Annotated in this window: 24 protein-coding genes and 1 pseudogene; 11 read left to right on the forward strand and 14 right to left on the reverse strand. The window is 61.0% G+C overall.

From position 1 onward, the window contains the following. Window positions 1-2: 2 nt before the first annotated feature. Complete coding sequence (locus tag HKK52_RS18375) at window positions 3-425, reverse strand: phasin family protein (RefSeq protein ID WP_169372003.1); 423 nt, start codon at window positions 423-425, stop codon at window positions 3-5. 223 nt (window positions 426-648) lie between these two features. Then, window positions 649-924: a polyhydroxyalkanoic acid system family protein gene (locus tag HKK52_RS18380; RefSeq protein WP_169372004.1), complete on the reverse strand. Its 276-nt coding sequence runs from the start codon at window positions 922-924 to the stop codon at window positions 649-651. A 155-nt stretch (window positions 925-1,079) separates the two neighbouring features. On the opposite strand from HKK52_RS18380, the gene ubiE reads away from it, so the two are divergent. The 11 genes and pseudogenes from ubiE (at window position 1,080) to HKK52_RS33030 (ending at window position 9,266) form a co-directional block, all read left to right on the forward strand. Next, a complete protein-coding gene (ubiE, locus tag HKK52_RS18385) occupies window positions 1,080-1,850 on the forward strand; it encodes a bifunctional demethylmenaquinone methyltransferase/2-methoxy-6-polyprenyl-1,4-benzoquinol methylase UbiE (protein WP_007948968.1) in 771 nt (256 codons plus the stop codon). Then, the gene (locus HKK52_RS18390; protein ID WP_169372005.1) at window positions 1,850-2,473 is read left to right on the forward strand and encodes a ubiquinone biosynthesis accessory factor UbiJ; all 624 of its coding nucleotides are present in this window, start codon (window positions 1,850-1,852) and stop codon (window positions 2,471-2,473) included. The genes ubiE and HKK52_RS18390 overlap by 1 nt, the downstream gene beginning before the upstream one ends. Next, window positions 2,470-4,074: a ubiquinone biosynthesis regulatory protein kinase UbiB gene (gene ubiB, locus HKK52_RS18395; RefSeq protein ID WP_169372006.1), complete on the forward strand. Its 1,605-nt coding sequence runs from the start codon at window positions 2,470-2,472 to the stop codon at window positions 4,072-4,074. The genes HKK52_RS18390 and ubiB overlap by 4 nt, the downstream gene beginning before the upstream one ends. A gap of 79 nt (window positions 4,075-4,153) precedes the next feature. Beyond that, window positions 4,154-4,555, forward strand: coding sequence for a phosphoribosyl-AMP cyclohydrolase (gene hisI, locus HKK52_RS18400; RefSeq protein WP_169372007.1), 402 nt, complete (start codon window positions 4,154-4,156; stop codon window positions 4,553-4,555). Next, the gene (locus tag HKK52_RS18405; protein ID WP_007909355.1) at window positions 4,548-4,880 is read left to right on the forward strand and encodes a phosphoribosyl-ATP diphosphatase; all 333 of its coding nucleotides are present in this window, start codon (window positions 4,548-4,550) and stop codon (window positions 4,878-4,880) included. Before hisI ends, HKK52_RS18405 begins: the two co-directional genes overlap by 8 nt. 25 nt (window positions 4,881-4,905) lie before the next feature. Then, window positions 4,906-5,184: a twin-arginine translocase TatA/TatE family subunit gene (locus HKK52_RS18410; RefSeq protein WP_149659152.1), complete on the forward strand. Its 279-nt coding sequence runs from the start codon at window positions 4,906-4,908 to the stop codon at window positions 5,182-5,184. Between the two features lie 10 nt (window positions 5,185-5,194). Then, on the forward strand, window positions 5,195-5,647 hold the full coding sequence (gene tatB / locus HKK52_RS18415) for a Sec-independent protein translocase protein TatB (RefSeq protein WP_169372008.1): 453 nt from the start codon (window positions 5,195-5,197) through the stop codon (window positions 5,645-5,647). Then, window positions 5,644-6,438: a twin-arginine translocase subunit TatC gene (gene tatC / locus HKK52_RS18420; RefSeq protein ID WP_169372009.1), complete on the forward strand. Its 795-nt coding sequence runs from the start codon at window positions 5,644-5,646 to the stop codon at window positions 6,436-6,438. Before tatB ends, tatC begins: the two co-directional genes overlap by 4 nt. After that, the gene (locus HKK52_RS18425) at window positions 6,435-7,142 is read left to right on the forward strand and encodes a 16S rRNA (uracil(1498)-N(3))-methyltransferase (RefSeq protein WP_169372010.1); all 708 of its coding nucleotides are present in this window, start codon (window positions 6,435-6,437) and stop codon (window positions 7,140-7,142) included. Before tatC ends, HKK52_RS18425 begins: the two co-directional genes overlap by 4 nt. 207 nt (window positions 7,143-7,349) lie before the next feature. After that, a pseudogene (locus HKK52_RS33025) lies at window positions 7,350-8,408 on the forward strand (methyl-accepting chemotaxis protein); the annotation flags it as partial. 144 nt (window positions 8,409-8,552) lie between these two features. After that, window positions 8,553-9,266, forward strand: coding sequence for a methyl-accepting chemotaxis protein (locus HKK52_RS33030; RefSeq protein WP_429528432.1), 714 nt, complete (start codon window positions 8,553-8,555; stop codon window positions 9,264-9,266). A 103-nt stretch (window positions 9,267-9,369) separates the two neighbouring features. Here the strand turns inward: HKK52_RS33030 and HKK52_RS18435 are convergent, their stop codons facing one another. The 12 genes from HKK52_RS18435 to HKK52_RS18490 form a co-directional block, all read right to left on the reverse strand. After that, window positions 9,370-10,104 carry an amino acid ABC transporter ATP-binding protein gene (locus HKK52_RS18435; protein ID WP_169372012.1) on the reverse strand — a complete coding sequence of 245 codons (735 nt, stop codon included), beginning with the start codon at window positions 10,102-10,104 and terminating at the stop codon, window positions 9,370-9,372. Beyond that, window positions 10,097-11,056 (reverse strand): amino acid ABC transporter permease, encoded by a 960-nt coding sequence (locus HKK52_RS18440; protein ID WP_169372013.1) that lies wholly within the window; start codon window positions 11,054-11,056, stop codon window positions 10,097-10,099. The genes HKK52_RS18435 and HKK52_RS18440 overlap by 8 nt, the downstream gene beginning before the upstream one ends. A 138-nt stretch (window positions 11,057-11,194) precedes the next feature. Further along, window positions 11,195-11,992: a transporter substrate-binding domain-containing protein gene (locus tag HKK52_RS18445; protein ID WP_169372014.1), complete on the reverse strand. Its 798-nt coding sequence runs from the start codon at window positions 11,990-11,992 to the stop codon at window positions 11,195-11,197. Window positions 11,993-12,289: 297 nt separating this feature from the next. Continuing rightward, entirely contained in the window at window positions 12,290-14,860 is a 2,571-nt protein-coding gene (mdoH, locus tag HKK52_RS18450) for a glucans biosynthesis glucosyltransferase MdoH (protein ID WP_169372015.1), read from the reverse strand. After that, complete coding sequence (locus tag HKK52_RS18455) at window positions 14,853-16,676, reverse strand: glucan biosynthesis protein (RefSeq protein WP_169372016.1); 1,824 nt, start codon at window positions 16,674-16,676, stop codon at window positions 14,853-14,855. The genes mdoH and HKK52_RS18455 overlap by 8 nt, the downstream gene beginning before the upstream one ends. 276 nt (window positions 16,677-16,952) lie before the next feature. Continuing rightward, window positions 16,953-17,390 (reverse strand): D-aminoacyl-tRNA deacylase, encoded by a 438-nt coding sequence (dtd, locus tag HKK52_RS18460; protein ID WP_169372017.1) that lies wholly within the window; start codon window positions 17,388-17,390, stop codon window positions 16,953-16,955. After that, window positions 17,387-18,358, reverse strand: a complete 972-nt coding sequence (pip, locus tag HKK52_RS18465) for a prolyl aminopeptidase (RefSeq protein ID WP_169372018.1) — start codon at window positions 18,356-18,358, stop codon at window positions 17,387-17,389. Before pip ends, dtd begins: the two co-directional genes overlap by 4 nt. Window positions 18,359-18,462: 104 nt before the next feature. Further along, entirely contained in the window at window positions 18,463-19,380 is a 918-nt protein-coding gene (locus HKK52_RS18470) for an alpha/beta hydrolase (RefSeq protein WP_169372019.1), read from the reverse strand. Between the two features lie 25 nt (window positions 19,381-19,405). Then, window positions 19,406-20,353, reverse strand: a complete 948-nt coding sequence (locus HKK52_RS18475; RefSeq protein WP_169372020.1) for a choline ABC transporter substrate-binding protein — start codon at window positions 20,351-20,353, stop codon at window positions 19,406-19,408. Window positions 20,354-20,562: 209 nt separating this feature from the next. Then, window positions 20,563-21,363, reverse strand: a complete 801-nt coding sequence (gene hutG / locus HKK52_RS18480) for an N-formylglutamate deformylase (RefSeq protein WP_169372021.1) — start codon at window positions 21,361-21,363, stop codon at window positions 20,563-20,565. A 10-nt stretch (window positions 21,364-21,373) separates the two neighbouring features. After that, window positions 21,374-22,579 (reverse strand): imidazolonepropionase, encoded by a 1,206-nt coding sequence (hutI, locus tag HKK52_RS18485; RefSeq protein WP_169372022.1) that lies wholly within the window; start codon window positions 22,577-22,579, stop codon window positions 21,374-21,376. A 16-nt stretch (window positions 22,580-22,595) separates the two neighbouring features. After that, complete coding sequence (locus HKK52_RS18490) at window positions 22,596-24,005, reverse strand: amino acid permease (RefSeq protein WP_169372023.1); 1,410 nt, start codon at window positions 24,003-24,005, stop codon at window positions 22,596-22,598. Window positions 24,006-24,109: the final 104 nt, after the last annotated feature.

The following is a 24,109-nucleotide window of genomic DNA, read 5'->3' on the forward strand; positions in this document are numbered from 1 at the left end:
CCTTAAGATTTACGCGCGACACGTTCGAGCAATGCCGTCAGCTCATCGAGCTTAGCAGAGAGTGTCTCAACGTCATGTTTAGACGGAATGCCGATACGATTCAAGGCACTTGCGACACGCGAGTCAAAAGCCTTCTCGACCTTGTCGAGTTGCACTTCGACCTTGCCTTTGAAAGTGCTCACTTCAGTCTTGGCTTCATCGATCTCGGCATTGGCCGCTTCGAGTTTTTCAGCAACGACTTTTTTGCCTTTCTTTTCAACAGTTTGACCAGCCTTGATCAACTCTTGAAAGTACTCGCCGCCCTCGATTCCAACCTTGGTGTAGGCACCCAGGCCTGCCAGCCAGATCTTGCGGGCATACGATCTGACGTCTTGCAGAGCATTAGTCGATGCGTCGATTTTTTTCTTCAAAATAACTTTGGCCATGGTGCACCTCACGCGCAGAAGGTTTGAGGAACTGCCCGCGAAAGTGTCGGGCTCAGGCACAAAGTAGGGAGAAAAATTAGAAACGGCACCCTAACAACTGACATAAACCGGTGGTGCCTGTGGAAGAGATCGCAGCCTCGTTTCACTCGACAGCTCCTACAGAGGGTGGCGGCGCGCATCTGTAGGAGCTGTCGAGTGAAACGAGGCTGCGATCTTTTCGGCGTCACACCAACGCTTTATCCAACGCCTTTTCGATTTCCGATTTGATGGTGCCGCTCATGGCCGACATCAACAGGCCCAGCTCGACATCGACCTTGATCGAATCCTCGCCTACATGCACCGCGCCCTTCACCCCCGAACGCTTGAGGTTCAGGGTGTCGCCCGACCACGACGGCTCCAGGCCATATTGCTCGGACAGTTTCTGCGCCAACAGGTCGGCCTTCTCGCGCGCCGCTTCCTTGCCCAGGCCGTGGGCACGTTCAACACTAATTCGGGCCATCGAATGACTCCTGCTTTATGGATACTTTCCTGAAGCATCTTGACCGCTGCTGCGGCAAAACGTCCCGGTGATCGCCTATCTTACCTTCAGCCTTGCCAAGACAAAGCAGGCCACCGGGATTAGAATGTCCCGCATTCTCTTCTGGTGACAGCGATATGACTGATCAGCGCAAAGGCAGCGATGCCGAACCCACCACTCACTTCGGTTTCAAAAACGTTCCGGAAAGCCAAAAAGCGGAAAAAGTCGCTGAGGTTTTCCACTCGGTAGCCGCCAAGTACGACTTGATGAACGACCTCCTGTCGGGCGGCATGCACCGTCTGTGGAAGCGTTTCGCGATCGAACTGTCGGGCGTGCGCACCGGTAACCGCGTGCTGGACATTGCCGGTGGCACCGGCGACCTGACCAAGAAATTCTCGCACCTCGTCGGCCCGACCGGCCAGGTGGTGTTGGCTGACATCAACGAATCCATGCTCAAGGTCGGTCGTGACCGCCTGCTGGACCTCGGTGTGGCCGGCAACGTTGAATTCGTCCAGGCTGATGCGGAAAAACTGCCGTTCCCGGACAACCATTTCGACTGCGTGACCATCGCTTTCGGCCTGCGCAACGTGACGCATAAAGAAGACGCCCTGCGCTCGATGCTGCGCGTGCTCAAGCCTGGCGGTCGTCTGCTGGTGCTGGAATTCTCCAAGCCGACCAACGCGCTGATGTCCAAAGCCTACGACGCCTACTCGTTCGCCTTCATGCCGCTGATGGGCAAGCTGATCACCAACGACTCGGAAAGCTATCGCTACCTGGCCGAATCGATCCGCATGCACCCGAATCAGGAAACCCTGAAGTCGATGATGGTCGAGGCCGGTTTCGACCGCGTGACCTACCACAACATGACCGCAGGCATCGTCGCCCTGCACCGCGGCATCAAGCCCTGATGTTGCTGGCCGGCCTGCTCGCCAGCGTTGAACTCGGTCTGAACCGGGTGCTGCGTCTCGACAGCACCGCGCTGCCGCGCCTGGCGCATTTGAGCGGCCGGGTGATTGCCGTCGATTGCCGCAGCCCGGCATTTCAGCTGTTCATCCTGCCCAGCGACGAAGGCCTGATGCTCGCTTCCCAGTGGGAAACCGGCGCCGATTGCACCTTGCGTGCGCCGGCCGCGAGCCTGTTGAAACTGGCGCTGAGCAAGGACAAGACTTCGATCTTGCACAGCCCGGAAGTCGAACTCGACGGTGACAGCGGCGTGCTGCTGGAACTGGCGGCCATCCTGCAAGACCTGGAGCTGGACTGGGAGTACGAACTCTCGCGCTGGCTGGGACCTGTCGCCACGCAACTGGTCGGCGGTCACCTGCGCAGCCGCGCACGTTTTTATCAGCAAGGGTTTGCCAGCCTGAATCAAAACCTTGGCGAATACCTGGCCGAAGAATCGCGCACCCTCGTCGGGCAGCGCGAAGCCGAAGCCCGGTTCAGTGAACTGGACCAGATCAAACTTGATCTTGAACGTCTCGAGGCGCGTTTCGAGCGCCTTTCCCGATCCCTAGACCCAAGCGATAACGCATGAAGCTGCTTGCCGTCCGCCGTTTGTTGCGCATCCAGCGCGTCGTGATCCGCTACCGCCTCGATGACCTGCTGTTCGCCCTGCCGCTGCCCTGGTTTCTGCTGGCGCTGCGTTATGCCTTGCCGTGGCGCTGGTTCCCGCGCAAGACCCTGGACCTGAGCCGTGGCGCACGATTGCGCCTGGCGTTGCAGGACCTGGGGCCGATCTTCATCAAGTTCGGACAGATCCTCTCCACTCGCCGCGACCTGTTGCCGGAAGACATCGCCGATGAGCTGATGAAGCTGCAGGACCGGGTGCCGCCGTTCGACTCGCAAGTGTCGATCAAATTGATCGAAGAACAGCTCGGGAAAAAGATCAGCGAAGTGTTCAGCCGTTTCGACGTCGAACCGCTGGCCTCGGCCTCGGTGGCGCAGGTGCATGCCGCGCAGCTGAAAACCGGTGAAGAAGTGGTGGTCAAGGTGATCCGCCCGGGCCTGAAACCGATCATCAAGCAAGACCTGGCGTGGCTGTTCATCCTCGCCCGCGCCGCCGAAAAACTCTCGGCCGATGCACGCCTGCTGCACCCGGTGGACGTGGTCCAGGACTACGAAAAAACCATCTACGACGAACTCGACCTGTTGCGCGAGGCGGCCAACGCCAGCCAGTTGAAGCGCAACTTCGAAGGCTCGGATCTGCTGTACGTGCCGCAAGTCTATTGGGACTGGTGCCGGCCGAAAGTGCTGGTGATGGAGCGCATCTACGGGATTCAGGTCACCGACCTCGCGACCCTGGCCGACCAGCGCACCGACATGAAAATGCTCGCCGAACGCGGTGTGGAGATCTTCTTCACTCAGGTGTTCCGCGACAGCTTCTTCCACGCCGACATGCACCCGGGCAACATCTTCGTCAGCACCGTGAGTCCGTGGAGCCCCCAGTACATTGCGATCGACTGCGGCATCGTCGGCAGCCTGACCCCGGAAGACCAGGACTATCTGGCGCGCAACCTGTTCGCGTTCTTCAAGCGTGATTACCGGCGTGTGGCGCAGTTGCACATCGATTCGGGCTGGGTCCCGGCGGAAACCAAGCTCAACGAATTCGAAGCGGCGATCCGCACGGTGTGCGAACCGATTTTCGAAAAACCGTTAAAAGATATTTCCTTCGGCCAGGTGCTGATGCGCCTGTTCCAGACCGCTCGGCGCTTCAACATGGAAGTGCAGCCGCAGCTCGTGTTGCTACAAAAAACCCTGTTGAACATTGAAGGCCTGGGCCGTCAGCTGTACCCGGACCTCGATCTGTGGAACACCGCCCAGCCGTTCCTTGAACGCTGGATGCGCGAGCGCGTCAGCCCGAAAGCCTTGATCGGCAACGTGCAGAGCCAGTTCGAACAACTGCCGCACCTGGCCAACATGGCCCGCGACCTGCTGGAACGCATGTCCCAACCCCACGCCTACGACCCGCCGCCACCGTGGCATCGACGCAAGGACGACTGGTTCCTGCGCCTGCTCGGTTGCGCGCACCTGGGCGGTGGCGCGGTACTCGCCGCGGGCGGCCCGCTGAATGAATTTGGGCATTGGCCGGCCGGGATCATGATGATCGTCGGTTTGTATCTGGTCGTTCGCCGATAGCCAGAGCCATCGCACGCTGGCACACTGTTTCAACGCCTGCCCGACTAATGAAGTGTCGGGCCCGCTGTCGGAGTCGAAGATGAACAACTGGCTGGACGAGATCAAGTGGGACGCTGACGGCCTCGTGCCGGCGATTGCCCAGGACCACAAGACCGGGCGCGTCCTGATGATGGCCTGGATGAACCGCGAAGCGCTGGAACTGAGCGCTGCCGAGAACCGTGCCATCTACTGGTCACGTTCCCGTGGCAAGTTGTGGCGCAAGGGCGAAGAGTCCGGCCACGTGCAGACCCTGCATGAGATGCGCCTGGACTGTGACGCCGACGTGATCATCCTGATGGTCGAGCAAATCGGAGGCATCGCCTGCCATACCGGCCGCCAGAGCTGCTTCTACCGTGTCTTCGAGAACGGCGACTGGAAAACCGTCGACCCGGTCCTGAAAGACCCGCATGCCATCTATTCCGCAGGACACAGCCATGAGTGACACCCTGACCCGCCTGGCCGAAGTGCTGGAGGAGCGCAAAGGCGCCGCCGCCGACAGCTCGTATGTCGCCAGCCTGTACCACAAGGGCTTGAACAAGATTCTGGAAAAAGTCGGCGAAGAGTCGGTCGAAACCATCATTGCCGCCAAGGACGCCGCCATCAGCGGTGACTGCAGCGACGTGATCTACGAGACCGCCGATTTGTGGTTCCACAGCATGGTCATGCTCGCCCAACTGGGGCAGCATCCACAGGCTGTGCTCGATGAACTGGACCGTCGCTTCGGTCTGTCCGGACACGTCGAGAAAGCCTCGCGTCCGTCCGCCTGAATATCTATTTGAGAGGAGCAGCAACATGGGCATTTTTGACTGGAAACACTGGATCGTCATCCTGGTTGTCGTGGTGCTGGTGTTCGGCACCAAGAAACTGAAAAACCTCGGCACTGACGTCGGTGAGTCGATCAAAGGCTTTCGCAAAGCCATGAACGATGAAGAGAAACCGGCCGATCCGACCGTGACCCCGGCCCAACCGGTGCCACCTGCTCAACCTACGACGACCTCGCCGCTGAACCAGCCGCACACCATCGACGTGCAGGCACAGAAAGTCGAAGAGCCGATCCGCAAAGACGTGTGAGCACTGACTAATGTTTGGTATCAGCTTCTCTGAACTGCTGCTCGTCGGCCTCGTGGCCCTGCTGGTGCTGGGCCCCGAACGTCTGCCGGGTGCTGCGCGCACCGCCGGTCTGTGGATCGGGCGGCTGAAGCGCAGCTTCAACGCGATCAAACAGGAAGTTGAACGTGAAATCGGTGCCGACGAGATTCGCCGGCAACTGCACAACGAACACATCCTGTCCCTGGAGCAGGAAGCGCGGAAGATCTTCACGCCGACCCAGCAGGAAGCCACGCCGGTGCAGCCGGTTGAACCGGTGGCCGAGCAGACGATTCACACGCCGGGCACCGAACCGGTGGCCTCCATGGGCGGCGTCGAACCCGCACCTGTTGTCCCCGCGCCGACACCCGTAGAACCTGTTGCTCCTGCGGCGGCGCCCATCGCTCCCGCTCCTCATGACCCCACACTGCCGCCGCGAGCCCCATGAGCGATCTTCCTGAAAACGACCAGCACATGCCGCTGGTTTCGCACCTCACCGAGTTGCGTACCCGCCTGCTGCGCTGTGTAGCGGCGATTTTCATCATCTTCGCCGGGTTGTTCGCGTTTACCCAGCAGATCTACACCTTCGTCTCCACGCCGCTGCGCCAGTACCTGCCGGTGGGCGCGACGATGATTGCCACCGACGTGTCGTCGCCGTTCCTGACGCCACTGAAGCTGACGATGATGGTGTCGCTGTTCCTGGCGATCCCGGTGATCCTGCATCAGATCTGGGGCTTTATCGCGCCGGGCCTGTACAAGCACGAGAAGCGCATCGCGGTGCCGTTGCTGGTCTCCAGCATCCTGTTGTTCTACACCGGCATGGCGTTCGCCTATTACCTGGTGTTCCCGCTGATCTTCAAATTCTTCGCCGCCGCCACCCCGGCCGGCGTGGAAATGATGACCGACATCAGCAGCTACCTCGATTTCGTCATGACCTTGTTCTTCGCCTTTGGCGTGGCGTTCGAGATCCCGGTGGCCGTGGTGCTGCTGGTGTGGATCGGCGTGGTCAACGTCGCTTACCTGAAGAAGATTCGCCCGTACGTGGTCATCGGCTGCTTCGTGGTCGGCATGATTCTGACCCCGCCGGACATCTTCTCCCAGACCCTGCTGGCGGTACCGATGTGGTTGCTGTTCGAAATCGGCATCCTGTTCGGCAGCCTGGTCAGCAAGCGCGGCGAGCACCCGGACGATCAACCGGCTGACGATCACAACGACCAGCCGCCAGCGACCCAGCCGTGAACCTGTTGCTCCTCGAAGAGGCCGATTTCATTGCGGCCGACCGGGTGATCCTGCGTGATCGGCGGTTGACCCATATGCAGGAAGTCCATCGCTGCGTCGTCGGTGACAGCATGCGCGTCGGCCGGATTGACGGGCTGATGGGCTCGGCCGAAGTGCTGCGCCTGGACGCCGGCGAAGCAGAATTGCGCGTCACCCTCGACCAACCACCGCCCGCCAAGCTGCCATTGACCCTGGTGTTGGCTCTGCCACGGCCGAAAATGCTGCGCAGGGTGTTTCAGACCGTGGCCGCCATGGGTGTGCCACGGATCGTGCTGGTGAACAGCTATCGCGTCGAGAAGAGCTTCTGGCAGACACCGTTCCTGGAACCCGAGGCCATTCGTGAGCAGTTGATCCTCGGCCTGGAACAGGCTCGGGACAGCGTGCTGCCGGAGATTGTCATCGAGAAGCGCTTCAAGCCGTTTGTCGAAGACCGTCTGCCGGCTATTACTGAAGGCACCCTCGGCCTGGTCGGGCATCCCGGCAATTACCCGCCCTGCCCTCGTGGCCTGGACGAACCGGTGACCCTGGCCATCGGCCCCGAGGGCGGCTGGATTCCCTACGAAATCGAATTGCTGGGTAAGTCCGGGCTGAATCCGGTGCAACTGGGTGATCGCATTCTGCGGGTTGAAACCGCCGTCACCGCGCTGCTCGCGCGCCTCTTCTAACCGCACCCTTCTTCTGTAGGAGCAAAGCTTGCTCGCGATAGCGAACGGTCAGTCACCCCTCTATTGACTGACACGCCGCCATCGCGAGCAAGCTTTGCTCCTACAGGGGATTTCGTCGCCACAACCAACGTGTGCGCCTACAGATTCCCACTCGCCAGCCGATACAGCCCCCATAAAACCAAATAGTGTTCCAAGGGGAGTTGCAGCATGTACCGTTGGCTAGCCGAGAAACTGGGAAACGTAAGCGTTAATCGCAAACTGGGTGTCGGCTTCGGTCTCGTCCTGCTTCTGACCTTGTTGATCACCTTCACCGGCTGGACCGGCCTGACGGGTGTGATGAGCCGTGGCGACAAGCTCGGGTTCATCGCCAGTCTCAATGACCTGACCAAGGACCTGCGCCTCGCCCGCCTGGACTACGAAATGCGCCGTGGCGAACAAGGCCCGGGCGCGGTCAACGACTTGCTGGGTCAACTTGACGCCGGCCTGCAAACCGCGCGCAAGCTGATCGAGCAACCCGCCGACGTGGCGATGATCGACCAGCAACTGGCCGCCGTCAGCCAGTATAAGCAAGCCTTCACCGCCATGACCCAGGCCGGCGCCAACCGCGAAGACGCCCGCAGCAAGCTCGGTGCCACCGCCGACAACGCCGTGGCCAAGGTCGCTGAAGTCGAGAAGTCCTTGTTGCAGGGTGACAGCGTCGCCCAGTTCAACGCGGTGATCGACCTGAGCAAACTGATCCAGCAAGCACGCTTCCAGGTCAGCGGCTACACCTACAGTGCCAAGACCGAAGCCGAGCAGCCGGCGCTGGACGCCATCGACAACGCCCTGAAAAACCTCGAAAGCCTGCCAGGCAAACTGCCGGAACAGCACATCGCCAATCTGCAACAGGCCACCGACTCGCTCAAGGCCTATCGCGCCGCCGTCAGCCAGTTCCGCGATTCCCAGGTGGCCAGTGCCGCCGCGCTCAAACGCATGGGAGAGCAAGGCGACCTGTTGCTCGACGTCAGCAAAAAACTCACCGTTTCACAAACCATCGTGCGTGACACCGACGCCGCCCACGCCAAGAACCAACTGCTGATGGCGTCTATCCTGGCGCTGGCCTTTGGTTTGCTCGCCGCCTGGGCCATCACTCGGCAGATCGTCATTCCCCTGAGCCAGACCCTCAAAGTCGCCGAGCGCGTCGCTTCGGGTGATCTGACCCACAACCTCATCTCAGAACGTCAGGACGAACTGGGCCAGCTCCAGCGCGCCATGCAGAGCATGACCCTGGGCCTGCGCGAGTTGATCGGCGGCATCAGCGATGGCGTCACGCAAATCGCCAGCGCTGCCGAAGAGTTGTCCGCCGTCACCGAGCAGACCAGCGCCGGGGTCAACAGCCAGAAGGTCGAAACCGATCAGGTCGCCACCGCCATGCACGAGATGACCGCCACGGTGCAGGAAGTCGCGCGTAACGCCGAGGAAGCTTCGGAAGCCGCCGTCGCTGCTGATCAGCAGGCCCGCGAAGGCGACAAAGTGGTCGGCGAAGCCATCGCCCAGATCGAACGCCTGGCCATCGAAGTCGGCAACTCCACGGTCGCCATGAGCGAACTGAAGCGCGAAAGCGACAAGATCGGCAGCGTGCTCGATGTGATCAAGTCCGTGGCGCAACAGACCAATCTGCTGGCGCTCAACGCCGCCATCGAAGCTGCCCGTGCCGGTGAGGCCGGACGTGGATTTGCCGTGGTCGCCGACGAAGTCCGCAGCCTGGCCCAGCGCACTCAGAAATCCACCGAAGAAATCGAAGAGCTGATCGTCGGCCTGCAAACCGGCACCCAGCAAGTCGCGACCATCATGGACAACAGCCGCAGCCTGACCGACAGCAGCGTCGAACTGACCCGCCGTGCCGGTGGTTCACTGGAAAGCATCACCCGCACGGTGTCGGCGATTCAGTCGATGAACCAGCAGATCGCCGCGGCTGCCGAGCAGCAGAGCGCCGTCGCCGAAGAGATCAACCGTAGCGTGCTGAACGTGCGCGATGTGTCCGAGCAGACCTCGGCGGCGAGCGAAGAAACCGCGGCGTCCAGCGTTGAGCTGGCGCGGTTGGGCACGCATTTGCAGATGTTGGTTGGACGGTTCAAAGTCTGACCGCCGATCGTTCCCACGCTCTGCGTGGGAACGATCAAACAGGGAATGCATTCCAAAGTAGGGGCGAGGCTTGCCCGCGAAGGCGTCGGGTCAGGCGCCGGGGTTACAAAACCTGGCGCAAAAACGCCTGCGCCCGAGGATCCTTCGGCGCATCAAAGAACTCGGCCGGCGAGGCGTCTTCCAGCAATTTGCCGTGATCGAAGAACAGCACCCGATCCGCCACTTCCCGGGCGAAACCCATTTCGTGGGTGACGCAGACCATGGTCATGCCTTCCACGGCCAGGGTTTTCATCACGTCCAGCACTTCACCGACCATTTCCGGGTCGAGTGCCGACGTCGGCTCATCAAACAGCATGACCTTCGGCTCCATGGCCAACGCTCGGGCAATTGCCACGCGTTGTTGCTGGCCGCCAGACAGGCGTGACGGAAACTCGTTGGCCTTCTGCGCGATACCGACCTTTTGCAGCAATTCCATTGCCTTGGCCTCGCGCTCTTTCTTGCCGCGTTTGCGCACGACCTTCTGCGCCAGGCAGAGGTTTTCCAGCACGGTCATGTGCGGGAACAGGTTGAAATGCTGGAACACCATGCCGACTTCCCGGCGATAGGCATTCACGTCGGTTTTCGGATCGGCCAGTTGCAAGCCGTCGATGCTCACCGAACCCGAGTCGAATTCTTCGAGGCCATTGAGGCAGCGCAGGAAGGTCGACTTGCCGGAGCCAGACGGACCGATCACCACCAGCACTTCGCCCTTGGCCACTTTCGTGGAGACGTTATCCACCGCGCGCACCACTTGGCCGCGGGTGTCGAAGACTTTTACCAGTTCGCGGACTTCAATCACTTTGCGCGAGCCTCCGCTCAAGCCGGCTGGCGATCTTCGACAGCGGCAGGTTGATCAACAGGTACAGCCCGGCCACGCAGAACAGGATTTCGAACGGCGAGAACGAGGTGGTGATGACTTCGCGACCGCTTTTCAGCAGCTCGGTAATCGCGATCACCGACACCAGCGAGGTGTCTTTGACCAGGCTGATGAACTGCCCGGCCAGCGGCGGCAGCACGCGTTTCAACGCTTGCGGCAGCACCACGTGGCGCATCGACTGGCCGGCGCTCAAGCCCAGCGAGCGCGCCGCTTCGTTCTGGCCACGGGCGATCGATTGCACGCCGGAGCGGATGATCTCCGCCACATAGGCGCCAGTGAACAGTGACAGCGCGGCGATCCCGGCGAATTCCCGGGACAGGTTCATCACGGTGCCGATGAAGAAGTAGAAAATGAAGATCTGCACCAGCAGCGGCGTACCGCGCACCAGTTCGACGTAAATGGTCGAGAGATCGCGCAGGGTCGGGTTGTTGGAGAGACGGCAGAGGCCGGTAGCGAGGCCGATCAACAGCCCGAGCACGCCCGACACCACGGACAGCCACAACGTGGTCCACAGGCCCCACAGCAACGGTCCGGCGGCCCAATGTCGGGTCACGCCGATCACGTCGCCTTCCGCCACATCATCGCCTTGGGCAACTTGCAGGCTGTTGTCGTCGACGGTCAGGTGTTGTTCTGTACCGGCGTCATTGCGCAGGGTGACTTCGGCCTTGTCGCCCTGGCGCACCAGTTCGCTGACCGTGGAAATATCCGCGGCGCGCTGGGACTCTTCGGCGTGGTAGGCAAAGTATTGCGGCACGCGGTTCCAGCGCCATTCGTAGGACATCAGCGAGGTGGCGTAATACAACGCGCCGGCCAGGCCGATCAGCACCAGCACGGTTAACACGTGCCAGGGCAGTTGGGATTTTTTATGTTTCATTTGTGGGACTCTTAGATTCGCTCGTTCCCACGCTCTGCGTGGGAATGCATCCTGTGACGCCTTGCGTCACCAGCGAAGGGACGCGGAGCGTCCCGGGCGGCATTCCCACGCAGAGCGTGGGAACGATCAGCGGTGGGGCTATTCCATGTCCTTCTGCCAGGCGGTGTCTTTAAACCACTTGTCATGAATGCGGTCGTAGGTGCCGTCTTCGTGGATCTGGTGCAGGAAGTTGTTGATGAAGTTGAGGCTGTCGTAGTCGCCCTTCTTCAGGCCGAAGGCCAGCGGCTCGTAGGTGAACGGCTTGTCGAGGAACACCAGTTTGCCGGCGCCGACCTTATTCACCGCGACGACGTTGTACGGCGCGTCGTAGATGAACGCGTCGGCCTTGCCGTTGACCACGTCGAGCACGGCTTCCTGCTCGTTGTCGTAGCCGTGGTACTTGGCTTTGGAGATCAGCTTCTTGGCCACCATTTCGCCGGTGGTGCCGAGCTTGGAGGTGATGCGGTAGTCGTCGGTGTTCAGGTCTTTGTAGGACTTGATGGTGCCTTCCAGGTCCTTGCGGATCAGCAGGGTCTGGCCGACGACGATGAACGGTTCGCTGAAGTTCAGGCGCAGGTTGCGTTCCTGGGTCAGGGTCATGCCGCTGCCGATCATGTCGAACTTGTCGGTCATCAGGGCCGGGATGATGCCGTCGTAGCCGGTGGACACCAGCTCCAGCTTGACGCCCATGGCCTTGGTCATGGCCTTGAGGATGTCGACTTCGAAGCCGATGATCTCGCCGCGCTTGTTGGTCATTTCGAACGGCATGTAGGTCGGGTCCATGCCCACTTTCAGCGTGCCGCGCTTGACCGCGTCATCGATGGCACCGGCCTGCGCCGCGTTGACTGCAACCAATGCCGTGACGCCGACCAGCAGCATCGAGAGATACTTCTTCATCATCAAGTCCCCAAAACCATTGCGTTGTGAGACGCGCAATCGGCGGTTTTCGTTAGAAAACCGGCAGATACGAACAGAAAGCTGTCCGGGCGCACCAATTCGGGGACGGATCCTATCGCACTCTTTCGTTTGCACAAGGGTTAGCGCAGGAATTTGATCGTTCCCACGCTCTGCGTGGGAATGCAGCCCGGGACGCTCCGCGCCCCAAAAGCCGAACGCGGAGCGTCCGTTGAGGCATTCCCACGCAGAGCGTGGGAATGATCGGCAAAAAAAACCCCGCTTTCGCGGGGTTTTTCATTACGCCAACTGAGGCTGTGCACTCAATGGCTTGAGCGGCAACAGCGGCGCATGGGGATCGGCTTTCACCGATTTGCGCCAGGCGTCCAGCCACTCGGCGTGACCTTCGCTCCAGACCGCGTCATGCAGACGACCCAATGCCACCGGGTCACTCAACAGTTGCAGGCGCTCATGGTTGGTCAGCCCGGCAGGACCGGCCTTCAACGCATGACGAACCCGCTCGATACGCAACCATTCGATCGGTTCGGCCTGACCGTGACGGGAGGTCGCCAGCGCGCATGCCAACGCATTCTGCTGGGGATCGACCACCGCCCGGATGAAGCCGTCATTCAGCGCGTGATAACGGTTTTCATGGGTGTACTGATCGGTCGCCACCAAGGCCTGTGGCGGATTGTATTCCTCAGGGATCAGGAACAGGCTCTCGTCACGGGACTTGAGACCCAGGCCGACACGGCTGGAGATCACCGACACCGGGATCGACAGCATCAGCGAACCGACGATCGGTACCAGCCACCAGAGGAAGCTCGGGTTCAGCCAGATCACCAGCAGGGCCCAGAAGAAGCCCAGCAAGGTTTGCGGACCGTGGCGCTTGACCGCTTCGCTCCATGGCGTGGAGTCGTCGTCACGTTGTGGCGAATTCCAGGTCGCGGCCCAGCCGAGGAACGCGGCGAGTACGAAACGGGTGTGGAAAATCATCCGCACCGGCGCCAGCAACATGGAGAACAGCATCTCCAGCAGCATCGAGGCGGTCACCTTGAACTTGCCGCCGAACTCTTTCGCGCCCTTGGCCCAGATCAGGATGATGCTCAGCAACTTCGGCAGGAACAGCAGCACGACAGTGGTCGAGAACAGCGCGACAGCCTTGTCCGGGTGCCATTGTGGCCACAACGGATACAACTGGCGCGGCGCCATGAAGTACTGCGGTTCCATCAGGGTGTTCACCGCCAACAGCGCAGTGGACAACACCAGGAAGAAGAACCACAACGGCGCCGACAGGTAAGACATCACACCGGTCAGGAACACCGCGCGGTGCACCGGGTGCATGCCCTTGACCAGGAACAGGCGGAAGTTCATCAGGTTACCGTGGCACCAGCGACGGTCACGCTTGAGTTCGTCCAGCAGGTTCGGCGGCAGTTCTTCGTAGCTGCCCGGCAAGTCGTAGGCAATCCACACGCCCCAGCCGGCACGGCGCATCAGCGCGGCTTCGACGAAGTCGTGGGACAGAATCGCACCGGCAAACGCGCCTTTACCCGGCAACGGCGCCAGGGCGCAGTGCTCGATGAACGGCTTCATGCGAATGATCGCGTTGTGCCCCCAGTAGTGGGATTCGCCCAACTGCCAGAAGTGCAGGCCGGCGGTGAACAGCGGACCGTACACGCGGGTCGCAAATTGCTGCATCCGCGCATACAGGGTGTCCATGCCCGACGCCCGTGGCGCGGTCTGGATGATCCCGGCGTCCGGCGTGGCTTCCATCAAGCGCACCAGACTGGTCAGGCATTCGCCGCTCATCACGGAGTCCGCGTCGAGCACGACCATGTACTTGTAGTCACCGCCCCAACGACGGCAGAAGTCGTCGAGGTTGCCGCTTTTGCGTTTGACGCGACGGCGACGGCGGCGATAGAAGATCTTGCCGAAGCCTTTGGCTTCGCGGCAGACGTCCAGCCAGGCCTGCTGCTCGGCGACGCAGATATCGGTTTCGTTACTGTCGCTGAGGACGAAGAAATCGAAGCGATCCAGGTCACCCGTGGCCGCAACCGACTCGAAAGTCGCCCGCAGACCGGCGAATACACGCGGCACGTCTTCGTTGCAGATCGGCATCACCAGTGCGGTGCGTGCGTCCTTGGCGATCGGCTCATTGCCGGCGCTTTTGCCGGAAATGCGGTATTTGTCATGACCGGTGAGCAACTCGAGGAAGCCCATCAGCGCGGTCCAGAAACCGGCCGAGACCCAGCAGAACAGAATCCCGAACAGAATCAGGATGCTGGTTTGCAAGGCGTAAGGCAGGACCTGCATCGCGGTTTGCGTCAGGGACTGGTTGATGATTTCGTCCATGTCGACGAACGACCAACCCTGGTACGGCATGATGCCTTTCATGTACCAGCCGGCCACGATGGTCTGGCCGAGCATCAGCACCAGCAGAATGTAGCGACGGATTGAACCGACGGTGCGCCAGCGAGCCGCCGGCAACACGCGTTCATCTTTCGGCGGGGCCGGCGGATTGGTGCGACCGGTCATCCGGCGCCAGCCGCGCACCAGAATGTTGGTGCGCCATGGCTCCGGCACGACTTTGGTCCGACGGATCGGCGGAGTCGCCTTGAGTACGACACGACCACTGGCGTCAACCGCCAGCATCTCCGCTTCTTCCAGCTCTTCAGCACTGTTCAGGAGCAAGCGTTTGCCCACCGAGGCCTGCGCGGCCTCGGTCGGTGCGTCGAACGTCGAGGACGAAAGACGCTGGTGCAGTTCACTGAACGACTGGCAGCCCGCGAGTTCCGCGCGCTGCTCGTCGGTCATCGGTAAATGCGCCAGATACTCGGAGAGAGTCTCTGGCTTAAGTTGAGAATTACTCATCGGCAGGCAACTGGTAGCTCCAGGTCTCGGTCAGGACTTCTTCAGTCTCGTTCGATTCCGGTGTGGCTGGGGCCGCGTCCGCAGCGACTGGCTGCTTGGCGTCTTTGTTGTCCTTGTTCTTGGCATCGGCGACCGGCTTGGCATCGGCCTGCTTGGCGTCTGCCTGCTTGGCTTCCTTGGCTTCCTTGTCCACTTTCTCTTGCTGCTTGGCGGCGACTTTGTCGGCCTTGGCAACAGAAGAACTGGAGGAAGGTACCAACGACTTGGCCAGATCCTCAGGCTGGATCTTCTGGACCAGCGCCGCACGCATCTCGGTGGCCTTGCTCGGATCCTTGATTTTCATGCGCAGCATCAGGCGCCAGCCCTTGGTTTCAGGGTTGTAGCGCACGGTGTTCTCGACCAGTTCGGCATTGTCGCCAATGCTGACCTGGCTGCGCACGTCGGCGTTTTCCGGCAAAGCGGCCAGCGACGGGCCTTCGAAGTCCACCAGGTAGGCAACGCTGCCATCCGGCTGACGGATCAGGTTCGACTGTTTAACGTCGCCGGTGGAACGCAGGGTCTGTTTGACCCAGGCGCTGTCCGGTGCGTGAATCGAGGCTTCGTCGATGGTCCAGTGCATGCGATAGGCGACATCGAGTGGCTGGCCTGGCTCAGGCAGTTTGTCCGGGCTCCAGAAGGCCACAATGTTGTCGTTGGTTTCGTCGGCGGTCGGAATTTCCACCAGGTCTACAGAACCCTTGCCCCAATCGCCTTTTGGCTCGATCCAGGCACTTGGGCGCTTGTCGTAGCGGTCGTCGAGGTCTTCATAGTGGCTGAAGTCGCGACCACGCTGCAGCAAGCCGAAGCCACGCGGGTTTTCGATGGCGAAGTTGCTGACCGCCAGGTGTTTTGGATTGTTCAGTGGGCGCCAGATCCACTCGCCGTTGCCGGCATGGATCGACAGACCGCTGGAGTCGTGCAGTTCGCGACGATAGTTCAGCACTTTCGACGGCTGGTTGGCGCCGAACAGGAACATGCTGGTCAGCGGCGCAACGCCAAGCTTGGTGACTTTGTCACGCAGGAACATCTTCGCCTTGACGTCGACCACGGTGTCGCTGCCTGGACGCAGGGTCAGGCGATAGGCACCGGTGGCACGTGGCGAATCCAGCAGGGCGAAGATCACCAGGTGCTTGTCACCCGGCTTCGGCTGTTGAATCCAGAACTCGGTGAAACGCGGGAATTCTTCGCCGGACGGCAATGCGGTATCGATGGCCATGCCGCGTGCGGACAAGCCATAAGTGTGACCCTTGCCGACCACGCGGAAGTAACTCGCGCCGAGCATGGTCATGATTTCGTCTTGCTTGTCGGCCTTGTTGATCGGGTACAGCACACGGAAACCGGCATAACCCAGTTGTTCGGTGGCTTTAGGATCGAACGATACGTCGCCGAAATCGAAACGACTTGGGTCGTATTTGATCTCTTCGACGGTATTGGCCGTGATTTCGTTGATTTTCACCGGGGTATCGAAGTGCATGCCCTGGTGATAGAACGACAGCTTGAACGGGGTTTTCTGATCGGCCCACTCGGCTTTTTCAGTGCGGAAACGAATTTTCTGATAGTCCGCGAATTTCATCTCGCGGAATTCGTTCGGCAGGTTACTGCGCGGGGCTTCGTATTTCTGCCCGGCCAGCTCTTTCGCCTTGACCGACACATCATCCAGGTTGAATGCCCAAAGCTGGCCGGCGCTGAGCAGGCACAGCAGTGCAGAGCCCGCTACCAGAGCGCTTCGGAACCGTTGGGCAGACAATTTTGGTGCATTACAGGGACTAACAATCACGAGCAACCCTCGCCGAAAACAGATCAAAAAACCAACGGCCAGCTATCTATATGCCAGGTTGGCGAGCATTGTTCCGACTCCTATGGGGCTAAATGATTCCCCAACAGGTCCGGGCAAGTCTCTACCTAAGTCAAAATGGGCCAACGAATGCTGATCCCCGTAGCGCGCGATTATCTAGTAGGCCGCGTTACAAAGCATCAGGGGGTAACAAAGTATTTATCGGGGAAAACCCCTGTTTTCAGTGGAAACGCCCTTAAAAACAGGTTTCAAGGCGTTTCAGGTCTGTAACAGGAAGGTGACCGGGCCATCATTGACCAGATGCACCTGCATATCCGCGCCGAATCTACCTGATGCCACAGTGCCATGCACCTCTTTCGCTTTGCCTAATAGATAGTCGAAAAGTTCTTCACCCAGGGCCGGAGGCGCCGCGGTCGAAAAACTCGGGCGCAGCCCACTCTTGGTGTCGGCCGCCAGGGTGAACTGCGAGACCAGCAGCAACCCTCCGCCGACATCCGCCAGGGACAGATTCATCTTGCCCTCGGCGTCACTGAATACACGATAGTTAAGCATCTTATGCAGAAGTTTGTCGGCACTGGCCCGAGTGTCCTCGGGCTCAACGGCCACCAGCACCAGCAATCCCTGGTCGACTGCACCCACCACCTCCCCCGCTACCTCGACGCGCGCGCCTCGCACGCGCTGCAACAGACCCTTCATGCTTCTTCAGGCGGCAGATCAAGCAAGCGCCGGGCCATCTGACCAGCGGCACGTACCAGGGCATCGGTGATGCCCGGTTCGGACGCGGCGTGGCCGGCGTCGCGGATCACCTGCAGTTCGCTGTTCGGCCAGGCTTGATGCAATTCCCAGGCGTTGTCCAACGGACAGATCACGTCGTAACGGCCATGGACGATCACACCGGGCAAATGGGCGATCTTGCCCATGTCGCGGATCAACTGGTTCGGCTCAAGGAAGGCGTTGTTGGTGAAGTAATGGCATTCGATGCGGGCAATCGACAGTGCGCGTTGCGGCTCGGAGAAACGATCGACCACCAGCGGGTTCGGCCGCAGGGTCGCGGTCCGACCTTCCCAGGTGGACCAGGCCTTGGCCGCGTGCATCTGGGCGATCTGATCGTTGCCGGTCAGGCGCTTGTGGAAAGCGGTGAGCAGGTCGCCGCGCTCGTCCAAAGGGATCGGCGCGATGTAATCCTGCCAGTAGTCGGGAAACAGGCGACTGGCGCCGGCCTGGTAGAACCACTCGATTTCCTGCGGACGGCAGAGAAAAATCCCGCGCAGGATCAGGCCGTGCACACGCTCCGGGTGGGTTTGCGCGTAGGCCAGCGCCAGGGTCGAGCCCCAGGAACCGCCGAACAACACCCATTTTTCGATATTCAGGTGTTTGCGGATCCGTTCCAGGTCGGCAACCAGATCCCAGGTGGTGTTGTTTTCAAGGTTGGCGTGGGGCGTGGAGCGACCGCAGCCGCGCTGGTCGAAGGTGACAATGCGATACAGGTTCGGATCGAAATACCGACGGCTTTGGGCATCACACCCGGCGCCGGGGCCGCCATGGATGAACACCACCGGCAAACCTTCCGGTGAACCGCTTTCGTCGACGTACAGCGTGTGGGGTTTATCGACGGCCAGATCGTGCCGGGCGTAGGGTTTGATCTGCGGGAACAAAGTCTGCATTGCGCGCTCCGTAAGGGGTCGAGGTCATCCCTGGGGGGACTTCTATTATTCTGCCGTCCGGCATCATAAACCCGAATTACGTCAATGAGCATGCCCTTGCAACGTCAGAGCCTGTCAGCCAGAAACCCGACCAGCGTTTCATACAGTCGGTCGACCTCGGCGACCTGTCCGCGCCCCCGCAGACAGCCGTGCACCAGCCCTTCGCCGTAGTAAAGCGTCGCGTTGACGCCCGCGGCGTTGAGCCGCTTGGCATAGTGCACACCGTCGTCGCGCAGCGGGTCGAATTGCGCCACGGCGATCCACGCCGGCGGCAAACCGCTGAAATCGTCGGCGAGCAAGGGCATGGCATAGGCGCTCGGTTGTGCACTGCCACGCAAGTACAGGGCGTGATAGCAATCTACGTCGCTGCTGCTGAGCAGCGGCGCGTCGGCGCACTCGCTGCGAGACGGCAAATGGTGATCGCCGCCCAGCCCCGGATAAATCAGCACCTGGGCGGTGGGAAGCGGTTCACCCGTATCGCGTAATGCCAGGCATAACGCGGCGGCGAGATTGCCGCCGGCGCTGTCTCCGGCGACGACCATTCGCTCCGGGTCGAACCAGAACGGCCCTGACCGTAACGCCCGCCAGACCTTCAGGCAATCGTCGAACCCGGCCGGGAACGGGTGCTCGGGCGCCAACCGATAATCCACCGCAACCACCATCGCCCCCAGCGCCGCCGCCAGTTCGGCGCAGATGAAATCATGGGAATCCAGGTCCCCCACCACCCAGCCGCCGCCATGCAAATACAAAATGCATGGCCAGCCGCTGGCCGGTGGTGTCACTGGCGGTCGATAGGAACGCACCGCCACGCCTGCCAACGTGAAGTCGGTGACTTCAAGCCCGGCAGGACGGGTTGGGGTAAACGCCCGGCACATCTCGCTGTAGGTCTGGCGCAACCCGGTGAGGCTGCTGTCGGTGCTGTTGAAGCCGAGGGTTTTCTCGACGAAGACCGACATCTGGGCGGAAAGGAGGTAAGGAGCCATGGGCTTCGTGTCAGCCTGTTCAGAATCAGTTTTTCAGGCTGGCCTGCACAGCCGCCACCCCTTCCTTGCCATCAAAACTGCTGACTCCCGCCAGCCAACGCTGAAGGTCTTCCGGATGCTCGCGCAGCCAAGCCTTGGCAACCTCCTGCGGCGTCTTGCGCTCCATGATCGGCACCATCAACTGGCTTTCCTGGGCCGCAGTGAAGGTCAGGTTTTGCAGCAGGCGATTCACGTTCGGGCAGCGTTCGGCGTAGTCCGGCGCGGTGACGGTGGAGACCGTCGCCGCGCCTTCGTTCGGGCCGTAGACGTCTTCACTGCCGGTCAGGTAGGCGATTTTCATGTTGATGTTCATCGGGTGCGGGGTCCAGCCGACGAACACCACGAACTCCTTGCGGTTCACCGCCCGCTGCACAGCGGCGAGCATGCCGGCCTCGCCGGACTCGATCAGTTTGAAATCCTTCAGGCCAAAATGGTTGGTCTCGATCATGGTCTTGATCGTGGTGTTAGCGCCGCTGCCCGGCTCGATGCCGTAGATCTTGCCGCCGAGCTGTTCTTTGAATTTGGCGATGTCGGCGAAGGTTTTCAGCCCGGCCGCCGCCACGTACTCAGGTACGGCGAGGGTCGCCTGGGCGTCGGCCAGGCTCGGTTTGTCCATGACCTTGACCTGGTTGGCCGCCACGAACGGTGCGATGTTCTTGTCCATCGCCGGTTTCCAGTAACCGAGGAAGATATCGAGGCGCTTGTCGCGGATGCCGGCGAAGATGATTTGCTGCACGGCGCTGGTTTGCTTGCTTTCGTAGCCGAGGCCATTGAGCAAGACATCGGCCATGCCGCTGGTGGCGATCACGTCGGTCCAGTTGACCACCCCCATGCGCACGGCTTTGCAGGACGCATCGTCACTGGCCAGGACGCTGGTGCTCAACAGAGCGGTGCCGCAGAGGATTGAGAGACAGCGGGTGAACAGTCTTTTCATCGGAGGGAACTCGTGCGGCAGCGATTATTGTGGGATTCGGCGTCTTTGTGCACCGTGCCCAGAACATTACGCAGCAGACGAGCGGTAAAAGCGACCTGTGGCGACCGAGATTTGCACGGTGGCGACTTGATAGCGAAGTGCCGATCGTTCCCACGCTCTGCGGCGTGGGAACGATCGGCGCGCTCTGCGTGGGAATGGTCGGCGATCCGTTACGCGTAGTGCTTCTGGCCCCAAGCCAACAACCCTTGCAGCAATTCCTTGAGCACCACCTGCGTTGGTGCCGCCAGGTCAGGCCGATAGCGGAACGGCTCAAACTCTTCCATATACGTGCACTGCCCCAGTTCCAGTTGCACCGCGTGGATATTCTCGGCCGGCTTGCCGTAATGGCGGGTGATATGGCCGCCCTTGAAGCGTCCGTTCAGCACATGGCTGTACTCGGTGTGTTTGGCGCAGATCGCTTCCATTTGCGTGGCCAACTGTGGATCGCAACTGGCACCGTTGAAGGTCCCGAGGTTGAAGTCCGGCAGTTTGCCGTCGAACAGGTGCGGGATGATCGAGCGGATCGAGTGCGCATCGAACAGCAGCGCGTAGCCGAACTCGGCTTTGAGTCGCGCCAACTCGTTCTGCAAGGTGCTGTGATACGGCGTCCAGATCTGTTCCAGATACGTCGCGCGCTCGACCGCCGTCGGCTCCATGCCCTCGCGGAACAATGGAATGCCATCGAACAGTATCGACGGGTACAGGCCGGTGGTGGCGCCGACGTACATCGGTTTGTCGTCGGACGGTCGGTTCAGGTCGATGACAAACCGTGAGTACTCGCCGGCCAGGGTGCTGGCGCCCAGTTCGGTGGCGAAATCGTAAAGCTGCGGGATGTGCCAGTCGGTGTCCGGCAGGCTTTTCGCGTCGGGGATCAACCCGGCTTCGACCACAGGCGTCAGGCGCAAACCGGCGTGGGGCATGCTGATCAGCAGCGGCACGCGGCCTTGTTTGAAGTTCAGAACCTTATCCACAACTGCTCTCCTAAAGGCTTGTCTCGACGCCGTGACGCACGACGCGTTTTTCCAGGTCGCCGCCCAGCCAGTACGACAGGTCGGCGGGACGATCAATTTGCCAGGCCACAAAGTCGGCGACCTTGCCCACTTCCAGCGAACCGTGGGTGTCGGCCATGCCCAGCGCGGTGGCGGCATGAATGGTTGCGCCAGCCAGGGCTTCTTCCGGGGTCATGCGGAAACAGGTGCAGGCCATGTTCAGCATCAGGCGCAGCGACAGCGCCGGCGAGGTGCCGGGGTTGAGGTCGCTGGCGATGGCGATTTTCACCCCGTGCTTGCGCAGGGCGTCCATCGGCGGCAATTGGGTTTCGCGCAGGAAGTAGAAAGCGCCGGGCAGCAGCACCGCGACGGTGCCGGACTTGGCCATGGCGATGGCGTCGTCTTCGTCCATGAATTCCAGGTGATCGGCGGACAACGCGTGGTAACGCGCGGCCAGGCTCGACCCATGCAAGGACGACAACTGTTCAGCGTGCAGCTTCACCGGCAGACCGAGTTCCTGTGCGGTGATAAACACCCGCTCGACCTGCGCCGGCGAGAACGCCAGGTATTCGCAGAACGCATCCACCGCATCCACCAATCCTTCAGCGGCGAGTGCCGGGAGCATTTCGGCGCAGATGTGATCAATGTAAGCGTCGGCACGATCGGCATATTCCGGCGGCAACGCGTGAGCGGCCAGGCAGGTGCTGCGCACGCTGACCGGCAACTCGGCGCCGAGGCGACGGATGACCCGCAGGATCTTGCGTTCGCTGGCCAGGTCGAGGCCGTAGCCGGACTTCATCTCGACCGTGGTCACGCCATCGCGCAGCAGGCTCTTCAGACGCTTGGCGGCGCTGGCGAACAGTTCGTCTTCGCTGGCCGCGCGGGTGGCGCGCACGGTGCTGGCAATGCCGCCACCGGCCGCAGCGATTTCCGAGTAGCTGACGCCTTGCAGGCGCTGTTCGAATTCACCGCTGCGGTTACCGCCGAACACCGTGTGAGTGTGGCAGTCGATCAGGCCCGGAGTGACCCAGGCCCCTTTCAGGTCGTTGACCGCCGGGTAATCGCCCGACGGCAATTCAGCACGTGGGCCGATCCACTCGATGTGCGCACCGGACGTCACGATGGCCGCATCCTCGATGATCGAGTAGGCGCCTTGCGCCATGGTTGCGACGTGGCAGTGTTGCCAGAGCGTTTTCATCCTGGCCTCCGTTAGGTTATCGATGAGAAAAAGTAGAGTCCCGCGTCACCAATGCCGCTTTACCTGCCGCCGGTTTCACCCAGGTCAGGTAGGCCAGCACCAGCAACACAATCCAGACCACGCCAACGATCAGCGCGGCTTGGGTATCCGGGAAGTAGCCGAGCACGCCGAAAATAAACAGCATGAACGCAATCGCCGCCATCGGCGCATAAGGCCAGAACGGCACCGGGAATTTCAGTTCAGCGACCTGTTCGGCGCTCATGGAACGGCGCATCGCCACCTGGGTGAACAGGATCATCAGCCAGACCCACACCGTGGCGAAGGTCGCGATGGACGCGATCAGCAGGAACACGTTCTCCGGGATCAGGTAGTTCAGCAACACGCCCAACAGCAGCGCAGCGCTCATCACTACAACGGTCATCCATGGCACGCCATTGCCCGACAGGCGAGCGAAGCCTTTGGGTGCGTGACCTTGCTGGGCCAGGCCGTACATCATCCGGCCCGCGCCGAAGATGTCACTGTTGATGGCCGACACCGCTGCAGAGATCACCACGATATTGAGGATGGTCGCTGCCGAGCTGATCCCCAGGTTGTCGAAAATCTGCACGAACGGACTGCCCTGGCTGCCAATCTGCTGCCACGGGAAGATCGACATCAGCACAAACATCGTCAGCACGTAGAACAGCAAAATGCGCAACGGCACGGCGTTGATCGCCCGGGGCAGCACGTGCTGCGGATCCTTGGCTTCACCAGCGGTAACGCCGATGATTTCGATGCCGCCAAACGCGAACATCACTACGGCAAACGAAGCGATCAGACCGCCCACGCCGTTGGGCATGAAGCCGCCATGGCTCCACAGGTTACTGATATCGGTCGCCTGGGCGCCGGGCGCGGTGCTGATGCCGAACAGCATGATGCCGAAGCCACCGAGGATCATCGCGACGATGGCCGCGACCTTGAGCAGCGACAACCAGAACTCCATTTCGCCAAAGACTTTGACGTTGCACAGGTTCAGGCCGCCGACCACCGAAACGATGCCCAGGACCCAGATCCAGCGCGCGACTTCCGGAAACCAGAAGCCCATGTAGATACCGAACGCGGTGACGTCAGCCATGCCGACGATGACCATTTCGAACGCGTAGGTCCAACCGAGGATGAAGCCTGCCATCGGCCCCAGGTAGGTGCTGGCGTAGTGACCGAAAGAGCCGGCCACCGGGTTGTGCACCGCCATCTCACCGAGGGCGCGCATGACCATGAACACCGCCGCGCCACCGATCAGGTAGGCGAGCAGTACCGCCGGCCCGGCCATTTGAATGGCCGAGGCAGAACCGTAGAACAGCCCGGTGCCGATAGCCGACCCCAGCGCCATGAAGCGAATATGTCGGGCAGAGAGCCCGCGTTTTAATCTTTTTGTTTGCGGTTGCATTGCTCGTCCTTAATTATTCTTATTTGGCGGAAAAGATCGTTCCCACGCTCTGCGTGGGAATGCAGCCCGTGACGCTCCGCGTCACTGGACGCGGAGCGTCCCCA

Source organism: Pseudomonas sp. ADAK2, assembly GCF_012935755.1.
GTDB lineage: Bacteria > Pseudomonadota > Gammaproteobacteria > Pseudomonadales > Pseudomonadaceae > Aquipseudomonas.

What these genes read in the sequence shown, in the direction of transcription:
- HKK52_RS18375 (WP_169372003.1), bottom strand. Translation starts at nt 425, where the DNA reads ATGGCCAAAGTTATTTTGAAGAAAAAAATCGACGCATCGACTAATGCT.
- HKK52_RS18380 (WP_169372004.1), bottom strand. Translation starts at nt 924, where the DNA reads ATGGCCCGAATTAGTGTTGAACGTGCCCACGGCCTGGGCAAGGAAGCG.
- ubiE (WP_007948968.1), top strand. Translation starts at nt 1,080, where the DNA reads ATGACTGATCAGCGCAAAGGCAGCGATGCCGAACCCACCACTCACTTC.
- HKK52_RS18390 (WP_169372005.1), top strand. Translation starts at nt 1,850, where the DNA reads ATGTTGCTGGCCGGCCTGCTCGCCAGCGTTGAACTCGGTCTGAACCGG.
- ubiB (WP_169372006.1), top strand. Translation starts at nt 2,470, where the DNA reads ATGAAGCTGCTTGCCGTCCGCCGTTTGTTGCGCATCCAGCGCGTCGTG.
- hisI (WP_169372007.1), top strand. Translation starts at nt 4,154, where the DNA reads ATGAACAACTGGCTGGACGAGATCAAGTGGGACGCTGACGGCCTCGTG.
- HKK52_RS18405 (WP_007909355.1), top strand. Translation starts at nt 4,548, where the DNA reads ATGAGTGACACCCTGACCCGCCTGGCCGAAGTGCTGGAGGAGCGCAAA.
- HKK52_RS18410 (WP_149659152.1), top strand. Translation starts at nt 4,906, where the DNA reads ATGGGCATTTTTGACTGGAAACACTGGATCGTCATCCTGGTTGTCGTG.
- tatB (WP_169372008.1), top strand. Translation starts at nt 5,195, where the DNA reads ATGTTTGGTATCAGCTTCTCTGAACTGCTGCTCGTCGGCCTCGTGGCC.
- tatC (WP_169372009.1), top strand. Translation starts at nt 5,644, where the DNA reads ATGAGCGATCTTCCTGAAAACGACCAGCACATGCCGCTGGTTTCGCAC.
- HKK52_RS33030 (WP_429528432.1), top strand. Translation starts at nt 8,553, where the DNA reads ATGCACGAGATGACCGCCACGGTGCAGGAAGTCGCGCGTAACGCCGAG.
- HKK52_RS18440 (WP_169372013.1), bottom strand. Translation starts at nt 11,056, where the DNA reads ATGAAACATAAAAAATCCCAACTGCCCTGGCACGTGTTAACCGTGCTG.
- HKK52_RS18445 (WP_169372014.1), bottom strand. Translation starts at nt 11,992, where the DNA reads ATGAAGAAGTATCTCTCGATGCTGCTGGTCGGCGTCACGGCATTGGTT.
- mdoH (WP_169372015.1), bottom strand. Translation starts at nt 14,860, where the DNA reads ATGAGTAATTCTCAACTTAAGCCAGAGACTCTCTCCGAGTATCTGGCG.
- dtd (WP_169372017.1), bottom strand. Translation starts at nt 17,390, where the DNA reads ATGAAGGGTCTGTTGCAGCGCGTGCGAGGCGCGCGCGTCGAGGTAGCG.
- pip (WP_169372018.1), bottom strand. Translation starts at nt 18,358, where the DNA reads ATGCAGACTTTGTTCCCGCAGATCAAACCCTACGCCCGGCACGATCTG.
- HKK52_RS18470 (WP_169372019.1), bottom strand. Translation starts at nt 19,380, where the DNA reads ATGGCTCCTTACCTCCTTTCCGCCCAGATGTCGGTCTTCGTCGAGAAA.
- HKK52_RS18475 (WP_169372020.1), bottom strand. Translation starts at nt 20,353, where the DNA reads ATGAAAAGACTGTTCACCCGCTGTCTCTCAATCCTCTGCGGCACCGCT.
- hutI (WP_169372022.1), bottom strand. Translation starts at nt 22,579, where the DNA reads ATGAAAACGCTCTGGCAACACTGCCACGTCGCAACCATGGCGCAAGGC.
- HKK52_RS18490 (WP_169372023.1), bottom strand. Translation starts at nt 24,005, where the DNA reads ATGCAACCGCAAACAAAAAGATTAAAACGCGGGCTCTCTGCCCGACAT.